Raw genomic sequence first — 14,066 nt, 5'->3', positions numbered from 1 at the left:
GCCTCGCTAATTTGAGGCCCGGTTCACACTTAATCACCAACGCTCGCTATGCGAGCACTGGAGGCCGCTATTGCAAGCTTCAGCTCTTGGGTTGTGCGAACCAGATAGGGCGCTGATCGACGTTGACAGTGCGGCTGTCGCGTTGGGCAAGGACAACGTCTCCGCGTTCAGAATGCAGGTCAGATGCGGAGCCCACGTGAAGGGCTATAGTGAACAGAACCTGGTTATGCTGAACAGGCACAATGCAGTGCCTGTCGACTGCCGGGTCGGCCGAGAGACGCTTGATCACGTTGCACATCGTGGAAATATAACTGTCATTCCCGAAGGCGTCGAATTCACCGGGCGATTTAGCGCTCCGACCGAACTGATTGTCGTCTCTATCCCGAAGCAGCGCTTGGCGATGTCAGCGGCTTCGAGCGGTCTTTCTGTTCGGTCCTTCGGCCCGCGGCTCAGTGGTTTCGACGCCACGATTGGCACTGCCGTTGAAGAATTTTCAAGTTGGCTGAATACAGGGGCTAGAGAGGGCGACAGCGAACTGGTTGCGGATGACCTCGTCGAACTTGTCGCGAGCAGATACTGCGGTTCGATTAATACGTCCCCCCTGCGCGGGCAACTATCAAACGATGTGATCGCGGACATCAACAGGTACGTACGTGAAAACGTCGGCAGCAATTTCTCGATTAACGATCTGGCCGACTTGGCAAAGCAGAATAGATACAACTTCCCGCGACTGTTCCGGCGCACCGTTGGGATCAGTCCGCATCAGTACGTCGTACGAACGAGACTAAGACATGCTCGGGCGCTCATCCTTGCGGGATGCTCAATCGCAGAGGCGGCTATTGCTGCGGGATTTGTCGATCAAAGTCACATGTCGAGCTGGATGCGTCGGGCCTACGGACTGACGCCCGGTATGTTATCCAAGCTTGCGAAGATCTCCACGATGTAGGCTCGATTTCTTAGCGAACTCAGAATCAGCCTGTCGCGCCGCAGCGCCGATGAGGCACTGACGAAGCACGCAGCTCGCCTCTGCGCCAAACATTGCTCCTGAGCCAAGCAAAAACGCTCCGTTGTCCGCGTGCACACTCGCTTCGAGCGGTACGATCTCCGTTGAACATGCATAAATCTACAATCCTATTTCCAATTCCCCGCTTATGACTTCGCGCGCTGGAGGCCATCGGGTCGTCTTAAAACAACGAGGATAGGATGCTTACCAACCAGAATCCGCTGTTGCGGAAACTCTCAGCGCGCGGCGAAGAATTGAGTTACGATGCAAAAGGGCTCCTGTTTAACGCCGCCGTCGATGCACAAGCGATGGCTATCGTTAAAATTCGAGACAAGGAGCACCTGTCGTCGGTTGTCCGAGTCGCTTCAGAACACGACACGCCAATGGCCGTCCTGGGAGGTGGCCACGACCTTTCGGGCCGCGGCTTCATTAAAGACAATTTGATCCTGGACTTGCGATCGCTGTCCTCTGTCACAGTCGACAATGGTAGCATGACGGTAACGATTGGCGGTGGAACGCTGTCGGCTGACCTCGTCGAGCAGCTCCCACCCCATTTTGTAAGCCCCTTGGGAACTGTTTCGACCGTGGGTGTAACGGGGTTGGCTCTCGGTGGCGGTTATGGCCGACTGACAAGCACTCTGGGTTTGACGTCCGACACATTAGAGTGTGCTGAAGTCGTTCTGCCGGACGGAACTACTGCAATCGCAAGCGAAAAGGACGACCGGGATCTCCTATGGGCACTGAGGGGTGGCGGAAGCGGCTTCGGCGTTGTCACATCATGCCGCCTCAGATTGCACCACATGCCTGAAGTCCTAGTCTCCATGCACATCTACCCGATGGAAGACGCACAACGCGTATTGCTGTTGTGCCAGGACCTCATCGACCTCCATCCCACCGATCTGAACCTGTTCATGGGATTCATGACCGGTCCAAACAGTCAACCCGCTCTTTTCGTTTCACCAACATGGACCGGGGATCGAAATATCGGGGAGGCATTGGTGGGCGATCTGCAAGCAGACAAATCAGCCTTCACCGTCCAAAGCGGTTGGATGCCGTACAAGATGACTTTCGACAAGGAGGCCGAGAAAGCCTGGCCCAAGGGTCGCAATTACAGCCTGCCCACGCAAACGGTCGAGCGGCTTGATCGAGAGGTGGTCGACATCCTGATCCAGGCTGCTCTTGATTTTACTTCGCCATTTTCGGCACTCGTCATTCATGACTTTCACGGTGCGCCTACCAAAATCGATCCAGCGGCAACAGCGTTTCCTCTTCGCTCGCCCCATTTTGTCATCGAGATTATTTCCGCCTGGGACGGAGCGGCAAACGGAGAGGCGTCCGGTCATGTCGCTTGGTCAGAAGCCGTGTCTGCGTCTTTGGGAACGGTTTCGCTTCCGGGAGGCTATACCAATCTTCTTTCTCCGCATGAAAATGAACGTGCACAGCAATTCTTCGGAGGCTCGGCTGACCGCTTGAAGGCGATCAAAAACAGGGTCGATCCTAATGATCTGTTCCGGTCAGCAACAGGGCGGATCGTGACCTGAAAATCGAATCGCTTGGGCTGACACTTGGAGGCAACCCTTTCCAAGGATCAGCTTGAAATCACCAACGATGAGAATGGTACACGACCTTGTCCGCACGAGATGAACAGAGTTCCTGCATAGAGATAATCATCAACTCTCTTTCGATGCAGCCTCACCCCGAAGGTGGCTGGTATGCCGAGACCTTTCGCGACAACGATGACGTTGAGCAGAGGGTCCACTCAACGGCCATCTATTTCCTGCTGGAAGAAGGTCAGCGGTCGCATTGGCACCGCCTGACAAACGCTTCTGAGGTGTGGCACTTTTACATGGGGTCTCCGCTTGAGATAAGCCTGTGGCAGGAAGGTGGGGCAATCTCCCACGTGATACTAGGGCCGGACTTGCACCGCCTGCAGCGACCGCAGGTCATAATTCCCAGAGGAATGTGGCAGTCCGCCACTCCGCTTGGAGAGTTTACTCTTGCTGGCTGCACGGTGGCTCCGGGATTCAATTTTTCGAATTTTGAGCTGGCGCCAGCCGATTGGAAGCCGGATGCGGGACTGCGGATGACCGTTGAGTGTGGCTTAGAGGGTTTGACTGATAAGGGATTGCGGACTGACGCCGTTAAGCTTCCAGGTGGTGACGATGGACGCGAGTAGCTCCCAGTTCTCTGCTCCGGCCTCGTGCGACCTACCGGTCCGTTGCATCGGCTTCCTAGTTTTTCCCAACTTTCAGATCTTGGACCTTTCCGGACCTCTAGCCGCGTTCGAGTTAGCGAACGGTGTTAGCGGAAGCAGCGTGTATTCCATGCACACTATTTCCGAACACGGGGGGCGGGTCTCAAGCTCAGCAGGCTTACCCGTAATTACCGAAAAGGCAGCCGAATTTAGATACGATACGCTTGTCGTTACAGGCGGGGAAGGAGCGTCCGCGACAGCCAGACAATGTAGTCATCGGAGTATGGTGAGGCAGCTTTCCGAGTGTGCTCGGCGCGTTACCAGCGTCTGTACTGGCGCGTTTGTGTTAGCAGGTGCTGGTTTGCTCGATGGGCGGCGAGGAACAACTCATTGGCGATATGCGGCTAAGCTACAACGCGAGTTTCCGGAAACCCGTGTCGAACTGGATCATGTCTACGTAAGGGATGGATCAGTATGGTCTTCTGCAGGTGTCACTGCAGGTATCGATCTTGCCTTGGCGCTCATCGAAGAGGACCTTGGTTCGGAGATTTCAAAGGCTGTCGCCCGTGATCTCGTGGTGTATAGCCGGCGGATTGGAGCGCAATCTCAGTTCTCCGAGATGCTTGAGATGGAGCCACCGTCCAAACGTATTGCCCGAGCCTTAGCATATGCTTCCAAGCATCTGGGAGAAAAGCTGAATATAGAAGTTCTCGCTCGCGCGGCGTCACTGTCGGAGCGCCAGTTCTCGCGAGCCTTTCGAGCTGAGACAGGCGAGACGCCGGCACGGGCGGTCGAGCGACTCAGGGTGGAAGCGGCCCGGACCCGTCTGATAGGCTGTGATCAGTCGATCGAGGCGATAGGCGCCGCTGTTGGTTTCCGAGACCCGGAGACGATGAGGCGAGCGTTCATTCGCTTATACGGTGTTCCGCCACAAGCAATCCGGAACGCCGCACGGATGAAAGGAATAATGCGCCCCGGATTGCCGAACACTCGAACTCGTGAGAGGTAGGCCGAGGTTGTTTGGTCGTGTCTGGAGATACGGGTACTGCGCGACGCGGGGCGGCAAGCGTACCCTGTCTACCTAAGTGCATGCGATGGCGGCAGTGGCCTCACCTATTAGGGGAGTGCTGCCAGAGCTCCGGAACCATACATGCCGACGATCATGGACAAACTAGGTGAGTCTCTTTTGAGACGGGTTCGGGCAATTCATCGATAGAGGACGACAAGAAAGCCGGTTGCGACACCCTCGCCGATGTTGCGTATATGGTGATGGACATCGCCGGGATAACGCGCAGTCTCACCAGCATTCAAGCGAACGTTGCTTTCCCCGCTTTTAACCTCCAATCCATCAGTGACAGCGGTGAAATGCTCGGATGTGCCTGGTGCATGTGGTTCACTGTCGAGCTTGCCGCCAGGGGCGATTTCTACCCTGTACCATTCGGACTGACCCGCCAAACGCGGCGGGCTGAGTATCTTTAATCTACAGAGACCGTCCGCGCTGCGTATTTCGGGCGTATGTCCTGCGGACGTCACCTCAATATCTCCAGTGCTCGCCGCGACGCTACCACCGATCAGTGCAGAGAAATCTATCTCGAGTGCCTGGGTGAGGCTCCAGACTACAGCGAAGGTCGGATTGGCTTCGCCGCGTTCGATCTGGCTGAGCATGGATTTTGAAACGCCAGAGCGGGTGGCGAGTTGCTCAAGTGTCAATTTTCGACGTTTCCGTTCCCTTTGGACGACTGGTCCGAGTTTCGGGGTGCGTTGAGCCATTCGGTTCTCGACCATTCTCGAGTTGCCCTCCATAATTCCGCTATACCGGATTTATCCATTTTATTAGATTTTTTCGTTGCGCTTGGTCGTGTGTTTGTTAATAGTGCAGAACGCGGGAGAGAGGTAGCCAAAATGAGCCTCGCCGAAGGAGCAACCGCCCCGGAAACTCTCAGGCAAATGGACCGCGAAACGACGTTGAAACTCTGGAAAGTGAAGCAATCGCTTCCACCGACGGTGTAAGCAGTCTGATCAATTCCGATCCGACTGTGAAGCTCTCAGGTCTATGACAGAGGGGGCATAGGAGCGCCGCGAAAGCGGTTGTAATTCAATGTCTTCACGTAAAGATCGCGTCGCCGTGGTCGGCGCGGGTGTTACCGGCGTTACGACTGCTTACAAGCTGGCAAAGTGTGGGCTTGAAGTCACGCTCTTTGACAAGCACCCTTATCCAGCGATGGAAACAAGCTTTGCCAATGGCGGACAGCTCTCCGCATCAAATGCGGAAGTGTGGAACAGTTGGAGCACGATCCTCAAGGGGATAAAATGGATGTTCACGCCCGGGGCTCCTCTGCTTATCAATCCTCGACCTACTTGGCACAAAATTTCCTGGATGGCCGAGTTCCTAACCGCCATTCCAAAATATCGTTCAAATACAGAAGCGACGGCAAGACTGGCCATCGAAGCGCGCCGCCATCTGAAGCAGATAGCGGCCGACGAAGATATTTCGTTCGACTGCGAAACCAGAGGGATCTTGCATTTCTACAAGTCGAAAGAGAGCTTCAAACATGCGGCCAAGGTGACGCAAATCCTTGATCGAGCGGGCTTGGCAAGGCGGGCTGTCACACTGAATGAAATCCGATCCATCGAGCCAACCCTGGAGGGCGATTTCTACGGCGGCTTTTTTACCGAAAGCGATTTTACCGGAGACATTCACAAGTTTACTAACGGATTGGCCGCAGCCTGCGCACGGCTGGGTGTCCGAGAGATGTTCGGGTGCGACGTTACCAATATCGACGTGCTGGCCAGTGAAATCAGAATTGGCTTCAACCAGTTACGGACAGGGCAGGAGAGGCCCGAAGGCGCTGTCGAAAGCTTCGACAAGATCGTTATCTGCGCCGGGGTTCATTCCAGGCGGCTGGCCGCGCAGTTAGGTGACAGGATCAATATCTATCCGGTCAAAGGATATTCGATCACGGTCAATCTGACCGAGCAGCAGGATCAGGCCGCGGCGCCCTGGGTCAGTCTCCTCGACGACGATGCGAAAATCGTCACTAGCCGGCTGGGCGAAAACCGGTTTCGCGTGGCGGGAACCGCCGAGTTCAACGGTGCCGGACGTGATATTCGCGACGCCCGTATCGAGCCGCTGGTCGCTTGGTGCCGCAGGCATTTTCCATCAATGAGCACACGGCAATGCGTTCCATGGGCGGGCCTGCGTCCGATGATGCCGGATATGATGCCGCGCTTTTGCGCAGGGCGAAAGCCTGGCGTATTTTACAACACAGGTCATGGGCATCTCGGATGGACGCTGTCTGCGGTGACCGCTGAAATTGTGACGGAGCTTGTCTTAACTTCCGACTAATCCTCCTGATCGTGACGTTTAAGAAACGCGCCTTCACGACTTGGCGCGTTTCCATTTTCCAGTATGCCGGACAATTTCCTTATAACGGATAGGACATCCCCATGAAAAACAGTTTCGACGAGCATCTTAGGACCGTTCTAACAGAGATCGAGACCGACGGTCTCTACAAGAGCGAGCGGGTGATCGCCAGCCAGCAAGACGGCGAAATATTGATCTGTGACAGCAAGCAGAACCGCCGGGTCGTCAACCTCTGCGCAAATAACTATCTCGGACTTGCCAACAATCACGAGATCATTTCCGCTGCCAAGCGTGGGCTAGACGAGTTCGGATTCGGAATGGCGTCCGTCCGTTTTATCTGCGGCACGCAGACACTCCACCGGGAGCTTGAACATACGATAGCCCGATATCTGGGGAAGGACGATGCAATCCTGTTCGCTGCCTGCTTCGACGCAAATGGCGGTGTTTTTGAGCCTTTGCTGGGGGCCGACGACGCCATCATTTCCGATAGCCTCAATCACGCATCGATTATCGATGGCGTGCGGCTTTGCAAGGCAAAACGCTATCGGTTCGCCAATGGTGAAATGGATGAGCTGGAAGATCGATTGAAAGAAGCGGAACGCGATGGCGCGCGGTTCAAGTTGATCGCCACCGATGGCGTGTTCTCCATGGACGGTTATGTCGCAAACCTGTCCGCCATCTGTGATCTCGCGGAGCGGTACGGCGCTCTTGTCATGGTCGATGACTGCCATGCTACTGGGCATATCGGCGATGCCGGACGCGGGACGCCGGCACTGACAGGTGTCAACCAGCGCGTCGATATCGTCACCGGCACGCTGGGCAAGAGCCTTGGCGGCGCTATGGGCGGTTTCGTGGCGGCTTCGAAGCCGATCATCGATCTCCTGCGTCAGCGTGCGCGGCCCTATCTCTTCTCCAACAGTCTCGCGCCGGCAGTGGCCGCGGGGTCGATCAAGGCCATCGAGATTGCCGAGAAAGCCGACGACCGTCGCCGCGTTCTGGCTCGGCATACCGAGCGTTTTCGTTCCGGGCTGCAAAATGCCGGTTTCGAATTGCTGCCGGGGCAGACCCCGATCATTCCGGTCATGCTGCATGACGCGCGGCTGGCGCAGGACATGGCACGCGCGCTCAACGAGCGGGGCGTTTACGTCGCCGGTTTTTTCTATCCGGTCGTTCCCAAAGGCAAGGCGCGAATCAGAACCCAGATGTCTGCCGCCCTCGATGATGGTAACATCGATTTCGCGATTGCAGCCTTTACCGACGCCGGCAAGGCGCTCGGTGTGGTTTGATGCTCCAAAGAGGTGCTCTGATGAAAGCGCTCATAAAGGCGGAAGCGAAGCCTGGACTCTGGATGGACGAACGTCCCATTCCGCAAATCGGTCCGGACGATGTTCTGATCAAAATCAACAAGACCGGGATATGCGGAACTGACATCCACATATACTCCTGGGACGACTGGGCACAGCGCACAGTCCCAGTTCCCATGGTGGTCGGCCACGAATATGCGGGTGAGATCGCGGAAGTCGGCGCGAATGTCCGTCATCTTGCCATCGGACAGCGTGTATCGGGCGAAGGCCATGTCATCGGCATGAACAGCCGCGCAGCGCGGGGCGGGCGTTTCCATCTCGACCCCGAAACCAAAGGCGTGGGCGTCAACGTGCCGGGCGCATTTGCAGAATATCTTCGCCTGCCCGCCTTCAACGTCGTGCCGCTGCCAGATTCGATCGATGACGATCTGGGCGCGATTCTCGATCCCCTCGGCAATGCAGTTCATACAGCCCTCTCGTTCGACTTGGTTGGTGAAGACGTTCTCGTGACCGGCGCCGGCCCGATCGGTATCATGGCCGCTGCGGTTGCCCGACATGTGGGTGCGCGCCATGTCGTTATCACCGATATCAACCCTCAGCGGCTCGCTCTGGCCGCCGAAGTTGCAGATATCGTTCCCGTCGACGTCAGCAGCGAGGATCTGAATTCGGTCAAGGCTCGCCTTGGCATGAAGGAAGGTTTCGATGTCGGTCTTGAAATGAGCGGAGCACCTGCCGCTTTCGATCAGATGGTAGAGCAGCTCGTAATGGGCGGAAAAATCGCCATGCTTGGAATTCCTGCAAGGCCGGCTTTAGTCGACTGGACAAAGGTTGTCTTCAAGATGCTGACCCTCAAGGGTATCTACGGTCGCGAAATGTTTGAGACCTGGCACAAGATGCTGGCGATGCTGGAAAGTGGGCTTGATATCCGCAAGGTCATCACCCACCGGCTGCCGGTGAGTGACTACAAGACAGGGTTCAACACCATGGCCAGCGGGAACAGCGGTAAGGTCGTTCTTGATTGGGCACAACTCTGATTTTCACCGGGGGGGGGGTGGCGACATGATCACCACCTCCTCACAGGATAAGTGGGTTTGCACACGTTGGCTGAGCCACCGAGAACGGCCGAGGCGTCATGCGGGTTAGCCCCTGATGAGCGCCAGCATATCTTCGTTCAGGGTTTTAGCATAAATTTGGCAGCATGCCATGCGTGAACCCTGGGTAGGTCTTGAGCTTGCCGGTTTTCAGCAGCTTGATCGACTTCAACGCGGCATCGGCGACCGGAACGACCTGGTCGTCTTCACCATGCAGAACCAGCGTCCGCTTGGTAATCGCCTTCGGTTCCTGGCGACTTCAGATCCCGTTTGTGAGGACGATTTTGCCGCCGGCTTTGCCCGTTGCGACGAGGGTCAGAGCCCGCGATGCATTGGCGAGCGACATTGTGATTGGTTTGCGCGGAGTGAGCCATCCTTGCCTGAGCCACCCGGCCAAAGCATTAATAAATTCTGAAGTCACGTCCGGAGATCGGTGTAGATAATCGTCGATATCGACGCCTATCATCGTAACGTGGCGAGTAATCAACTCCATGAGCGAGATCTCTGGCACCGATCCACCTCCAGCGCCAGCAATTATATGCCGCCCCTCGCGGGCGAGCGCCCCGAGCGTATCCATAAACGTCGGCCCGGTTACGGCGTCAAAGATAATAGATGCACCGACGCCGTTTGTTAGTTCTCGAACGCGAGCCGCAACATCCTCGGACTTATAATCGATCGCAAAATCTCCACCTAGGGAGCGTACGAGGTCACAACCTAGAGGTCCGCTACCAGTAGCGATCGTTTTGGCTCCCAGCAGTTTGCCTATCTGTAGCGCTCCCCTGCCTATGTTGCCGCCCGCTCCTTGAACAAAAAGCCATTCGCCAGCCCGTAAACCTGCCCGATGTACGAGAGAAACATAGGCTGTACCAAAGGCGATCGGGACCGTTGCCGCGTCAACAAAATCGAGCGAATCCGGAATTAGGGCTACGTGCGAAACTGGACAAACAAGAGATTCCGCAAACGCCCCATGGCCCACTGCGGCCATGACGCGGTCACCAATTTTAAAGCTGGCCGTCTTTGCTCCGACAGCCTCGATAACCCCCGCAACCTCAAAGCCAGGCGTAAAGGGTGGTTGCGGCGAGTTCTGGTGGGTCCCTCCTACTGCCATAACGTCGGCAAAATTGACGCCCGCTGCTCGTACGGCGATCCGTACATCGCCCGGACCTGGGGATGGGCGCCGAATTGCTTCGAACGTCAAGCCGTTGGCATGGCCAAAGCGATTGCAGACGACGGCGCGCATGGTCTCATCGGCGGAGGGGTTTTTGTCGCTCATCGCTCTACCCCAGAATCCGAAAATAGCGCTTCTATTCCGTCGAAGTTCCTGAGCGGGATAAGGTCGGCTACAAGGAGACGGTCCCGTATCATAGGAAATTCAGGAAGAATTCGTTCGACGGCTTCAAGATTTTCAGCTTCAAGTAAGAAGATTGCGCCAAGTCGGTCGGTGCGAAACCACATTTGACGAAGCAGACCGGCCTTCCAGTGGCGCCAGACAGTTCGCTCCTCCTCCAGTTGATAGGATAAGAAGTCCGCCTCGGTGCGGTTATCAGCGCCCGTCATGATTGCAAGTATTTGCATGCTTAACCTCCGTGCCATTGAGGGAAACAATTTGGTGCACAGGACCGGGTGCCATTGCCCTTAGCAAGTCTGAGCATCCGACAACCCACTGCATCCGCCCTTACTCGTCTGGTGCAACAAAAGTATTAGTTCTTCCGAGCGGTCTGAAAGTTTCACGAGTTAGCCGGCCGAAACGGCCTAGAAGTGGGCTGACACTCGCCGAAGCGCGCAGTAACTCCAATACGAGGCCAGTTGGTCATGTCGGGAGTTACTAAAGTGCATCTATCACGTCCTCGATCGTGATCGGCAGGTGGCGCACACGTCGACCCGTAGCATGAAACACCGCGTTCGCAATCGCGGCGCCCGTTCCGACTACTGCGAGCTCTCCCACGCCTTTCATCCCGGACGGGTTGATTTCCTTCGCCAAGTCTTCTTCCTCTACCATCTCGACCTCGATCGAGCCGATGTCCGCACAGACAGGCAAGGGGTATTCGGCTAGGTTTGTGTTCACGTAGCGCCCGTATCGATTATCGATCTTTGTCGCTTCGAAGAGGCCTGACGAGATCCCCCAGATCATGCCGCCCATCAACTGCGAATGTGCAGTCGTAGGGTTGGCTATCCGACCCGCCCCGAACACGCCTACCGCTCTTGACACTCGGAGTTGGGCGGTCAATCTATGAACCCTTACCTCAACAAATTGAGCGCCAAACGAGTACATTGCCCATTTCTTTTCAACTACAGGCCCCAAAGCTCCTTCGCCGCCGGAATATGCGTTCGACAGCATGGCGACAGGCAGTCCCTCTGGCGTAAAATCAGCTGTCTCCTCGATGAAACCTCCCGGGATGCGCTTAAGGATCTCGGACACCAATTCGGATGCCGTATCCCCAGGCACTGTGGAAACAACGGCGTTGCCTACTATAGAAAGCCTGGCGGGATCGCGCCCTGCAAGAGGGTGTTGGTCCTTAATCGCTTCTGCGATCAAACGATCACGCGTACGAATAGACGCGGCACGAACTGCTGGCACAAGGCTTGCAGTGCTGCGCGATCCTGCAGCCATAGATCCGAAAGGCAGATCACTATTTCCCATCTCGACGCGTACCCGGTCGATTGGCACGCCTATAAATTGTGCCGCTACACCGGCAACAACCGTGTATAACCCAGTCCCTAGGTCTTGTCCTGCGGTGTGAACGAACGCGCGTCCGTCGCTTGTAAGGCGAATACGAGCCGATGCTGGACCGATGAAAACAGGGTATATCGATGCTCCACATCCCAATCCAACCAGCCATTCGCCTTCGCGCATGGATCGAGGAGCGAGCGACCGCTTCGCCCAACCAAACAACTCTGCGCCGCGGGTGAAGCACTGCGCCAAGGACCTACTAGAGAAGGGAAGACCGGTGACAGGATCCCGTGCACCCGCGTCATTTTTCAGCCGAAACGCTAAGGGGTCCACACCAAGCTCGTGCGCAACCTCGTCCACCGCGCTCTCGAACGCGAAGATGCTAGGGACTTCCTGAGGTGCCCGCATAGGCGTAGGGTGGTTGAGATCCAAATCGACAAAACGGTCACGAGCTTGAACCGCCGGGATGCGATAAAGAACGTTTGGTGCTTCGATGCCAGGCATTCCTGCGAGGTCGGATCTAGACGACTGTGTGAAATAGTCGTGGCTATACGCCAAAAGTTGGCCATCGCTGGATGCGCCGAGCCGCACATGGCTTATGGAAGCAGGTCGATAACCTCCGACAGTGAACATCTGATCTCGAGAAACGATCAGCTTGACTGGTCTTCCAATTCGTCTCGCCGCGATCGCGGCCAGTGCAGTGTGCGGCATAGGCAGTGCCTTGCTTCCGAAACCTCCTCCGACAAAAGGCGAGATCACCCGAATCTGGTCCGGCTCGAGACCGAAACGATCGGCAAGATAAGCGCGCAAACCGATCACCCACTGGCTCGGCTCGTGAATGATCAACTGGCTGCCTTCCCAAGCGGCGGTTGTTGAAAACCGCTCCATCGCGTTATGGTGCTCGGTGGCAGTGCTGTATACGGCGTCGATCCTTACTGCCGCGTCCGCAAATACTTTCTCGAAGTCACCTCTCGTGATGTCCTGAGCGCCAACCGCCTGTCGAGCTCGCTTAAGCTGGCTGGAGAGATCAGTCTCATGTAGAGTTGATGCGTATTCCACTTTAACGAGCGAGGCAGCGTATTCGGCTATCTCAATTCTGTCCGCCACGACAAGCGCAATTGGCTGACCCGAGTAGCGAATCTCGTTCGATTGCATAGGCAAGAAAGTCGTCTGAGCTTGTCCAGCGGGATAGGCGCTCTCTATTGGTACAAGCATATCGTTGTTTTTGTGCGTGAGTACAAGCACGGCACCGGCATCCTCTGCCAGTGACGTGTCGATGGACGTAACGTGACCCCGAGCGATTCTAGATGTTACCAGTCGTGCATGGGCAAGATTTGCGAAGGTATATTCGGCGGCATACCGAGCACTTCCCGTAACCTTGCTTCTCCCATCAACCCGTTGAAGGGATGGACCAAATGCAGAAACCATCTCGGACATTAGGCAACCTCTAGCCTCAAAAGCTGGAGCAGCGCATCGACAATCGTTCGCTGCATTAGCGCTATCTTAAAAGCGTTATCTCGGCGCGGCTCGGCACCCGACATTGCAAGCCTTCCGGCCTCTAGGGCCGTTGGCTCGTCAATGCGGCGCCCAATCAGATAGCGTTCAGCTTCTCTTGCCCGCCAAGGCTTTGTGGCGACACCACCCAACGCCAACCTGACATCCCGAATTCGGCCGTCGCCGCACAGCTCAACCGCCGCAGCGACCGACGTCACCGCAAACTGATAGGATTGGCGATCTCGAACCTTCAGGTAGAGTGATCGACGTGCCGCCGAGCTTGCTGGAACTATCACTGCCGTAATCATCTCGCCCGGACGCAGGCAGTTTTCCAATTGCGGGGTGTCACCAGGTATAAGGTGAAGATCCGCAAACTCGATAACTCGGGAACCAGAAGCCGACAGGGTCTCGATCCGCGCGTCAAAAGCGGCAAGAGAGACGCATAAATCGGAGGGATGGAGCGCGATGCAATGCGGAGAGGTGCCAAGCAGCGCGTTCTCACGATTATGGCCTTCCATCGCGTCGCAGCCGGACCCTGGCGCCCGCTTATTACAGCGTTGGAATGCGGTGTCGCGAAAGTACGGACAGCGGGTCCTTTGTAGGAGGTTGCCGCCAATCGACGCCATGTTGCGTAACTGTGCCGAGGCACCCTTCCAGAGGGACTCGGAGAGTGCCGGCCAATCTTTTTGCACCTTCTGATCATCGGCAACGTCACTCATCCGGGCAAGCGCACCGATGTGTAGGCTTCCATCGTCTTCAACATGAACGCGGTTCAATCCCTGAACGTCATTTATATTTATGATGTGCTCCGGCTCTTCGACCCCCAGCTTCATCAGGTCAACAAGAGTTGTTCCGCCTGCAATAAAACGTGCACTCTCGACTCCGGTCACGATTTCGACAGCGTCGCTCAAATCTTCCGCGTGGAGCAATGTGAAAGGCCGCATT

The 14,066-nt window shown here is 56.1% G+C and carries 11 protein-coding genes, 2 pseudogenes and 2 riboswitches; of the genes and pseudogenes, 7 read left to right on the top strand and 6 right to left on the bottom strand.

Annotated features, from left to right (window positions below; all coding sequences use genetic code 11):
- Nucleotides 1–70 precede the first annotated feature (70 nt).
- The 4 genes and pseudogenes from EYD00_RS23925 (at nucleotide 71) to EYD00_RS23910 (ending at nucleotide 4,206) form a co-directional block, all read left to right on the top strand.
- Nucleotides 71–946, top strand: a complete 876-nt coding sequence (locus EYD00_RS23925) for a helix-turn-helix transcriptional regulator (RefSeq protein WP_051674276.1) — start codon at nucleotides 71–73, stop codon at nucleotides 944–946.
- A gap of 257 nt (nucleotides 947–1,203) precedes the next feature.
- On the top strand, nucleotides 1,204–2,544 hold the full coding sequence (locus EYD00_RS23920; RefSeq protein WP_034499380.1) for an FAD-binding oxidoreductase: 1,341 nt from the start codon (nucleotides 1,204–1,206) through the stop codon (nucleotides 2,542–2,544).
- A gap of 143 nt (nucleotides 2,545–2,687) precedes the next feature.
- Nucleotides 2,688–3,077: pseudogene (locus EYD00_RS23915) on the top strand (cupin domain-containing protein); the annotation flags it as partial.
- An 88-nt stretch (nucleotides 3,078–3,165) separates the two neighbouring features.
- Nucleotides 3,166–4,206, top strand: a complete 1,041-nt coding sequence (locus EYD00_RS23910) for a GlxA family transcriptional regulator (protein WP_051674272.1) — start codon at nucleotides 3,166–3,168, stop codon at nucleotides 4,204–4,206.
- A 197-nt stretch (nucleotides 4,207–4,403) separates the two neighbouring features.
- On the opposite strand, the gene EYD00_RS23905 is transcribed toward EYD00_RS23910, so the two are convergent.
- Complete coding sequence (locus EYD00_RS23905) at nucleotides 4,404–4,907, bottom strand: helix-turn-helix domain-containing protein (RefSeq protein WP_286084911.1); 504 nt, start codon at nucleotides 4,905–4,907, stop codon at nucleotides 4,404–4,406.
- Nucleotides 4,908–5,070: 163 nt separating this feature from the next.
- Nucleotides 5,071–5,162: riboswitch (glycine riboswitch) on the top strand.
- Nucleotides 5,163–5,267: riboswitch (glycine riboswitch) on the top strand.
- Between the two features lie 28 nt (nucleotides 5,268–5,295).
- On the opposite strand from EYD00_RS23905, the gene EYD00_RS23900 reads away from it, so the two are divergent.
- The 3 genes from EYD00_RS23900 to tdh all read left to right on the top strand — a co-directional run bounded on the left by EYD00_RS23900 (nucleotide 5,296) and on the right by tdh (nucleotide 8,899).
- Nucleotides 5,296–6,543 (top strand): D-amino acid dehydrogenase, encoded by a 1,248-nt coding sequence (locus tag EYD00_RS23900; RefSeq protein ID WP_034499378.1) that lies wholly within the window; start codon nucleotides 5,296–5,298, stop codon nucleotides 6,541–6,543.
- A gap of 101 nt (nucleotides 6,544–6,644) precedes the next feature.
- The gene (locus tag EYD00_RS23895; protein ID WP_034499377.1) at nucleotides 6,645–7,847 is read left to right on the top strand and encodes a glycine C-acetyltransferase; all 1,203 of its coding nucleotides are present in this window, start codon (nucleotides 6,645–6,647) and stop codon (nucleotides 7,845–7,847) included.
- Between the two features lie 20 nt (nucleotides 7,848–7,867).
- A complete protein-coding gene (tdh, locus tag EYD00_RS23890) occupies nucleotides 7,868–8,899 on the top strand; it encodes an L-threonine 3-dehydrogenase (protein ID WP_034499826.1) in 1,032 nt (343 codons plus the stop codon).
- A gap of 105 nt (nucleotides 8,900–9,004) precedes the next feature.
- On the opposite strand, the pseudogene EYD00_RS26255 reads toward tdh, so the two are convergent.
- The 5 genes and pseudogenes from EYD00_RS26255 to EYD00_RS23865 all read right to left on the bottom strand — a co-directional run.
- A pseudogene (locus EYD00_RS26255) lies at nucleotides 9,005–9,209 on the bottom strand (alpha/beta fold hydrolase); the annotation flags it as partial.
- A gap of 6 nt (nucleotides 9,210–9,215) precedes the next feature.
- The gene (locus tag EYD00_RS23880; protein ID WP_051674271.1) at nucleotides 9,216–10,229 is read right to left on the bottom strand and encodes an NADPH:quinone oxidoreductase family protein; all 1,014 of its coding nucleotides are present in this window, start codon (nucleotides 10,227–10,229) and stop codon (nucleotides 9,216–9,218) included.
- Entirely contained in the window at nucleotides 10,226–10,531 is a 306-nt protein-coding gene (locus tag EYD00_RS23875; RefSeq protein ID WP_051674269.1) for a hypothetical protein, read from the bottom strand. The genes EYD00_RS23880 and EYD00_RS23875 overlap by 4 nt, the downstream gene beginning before the upstream one ends.
- Nucleotides 10,532–10,781: 250 nt before the next feature.
- Nucleotides 10,782–13,055: a xanthine dehydrogenase family protein molybdopterin-binding subunit gene (locus EYD00_RS23870; RefSeq protein WP_286084918.1), complete on the bottom strand. Its 2,274-nt coding sequence runs from the start codon at nucleotides 13,053–13,055 to the stop codon at nucleotides 10,782–10,784.
- An 8-nt stretch (nucleotides 13,056–13,063) separates the two neighbouring features.
- Nucleotides 13,064–14,065, bottom strand: coding sequence for an FAD binding domain-containing protein (locus tag EYD00_RS23865; RefSeq protein WP_034499373.1), 1,002 nt, complete (start codon nucleotides 14,063–14,065; stop codon nucleotides 13,064–13,066).
- Nucleotide 14,066: the final 1 nt, after the last annotated feature.

It is taken from the genome of Agrobacterium sp. 33MFTa1.1, from assembly GCF_004328495.1.
Classification (GTDB): Bacteria; Pseudomonadota; Alphaproteobacteria; order Rhizobiales; family Rhizobiaceae; genus Agrobacterium; species Agrobacterium pusense.
Note: the sequence above shows the minus strand (reverse complement) of the source record. Positions and strands in the feature narration are given on the sequence as shown.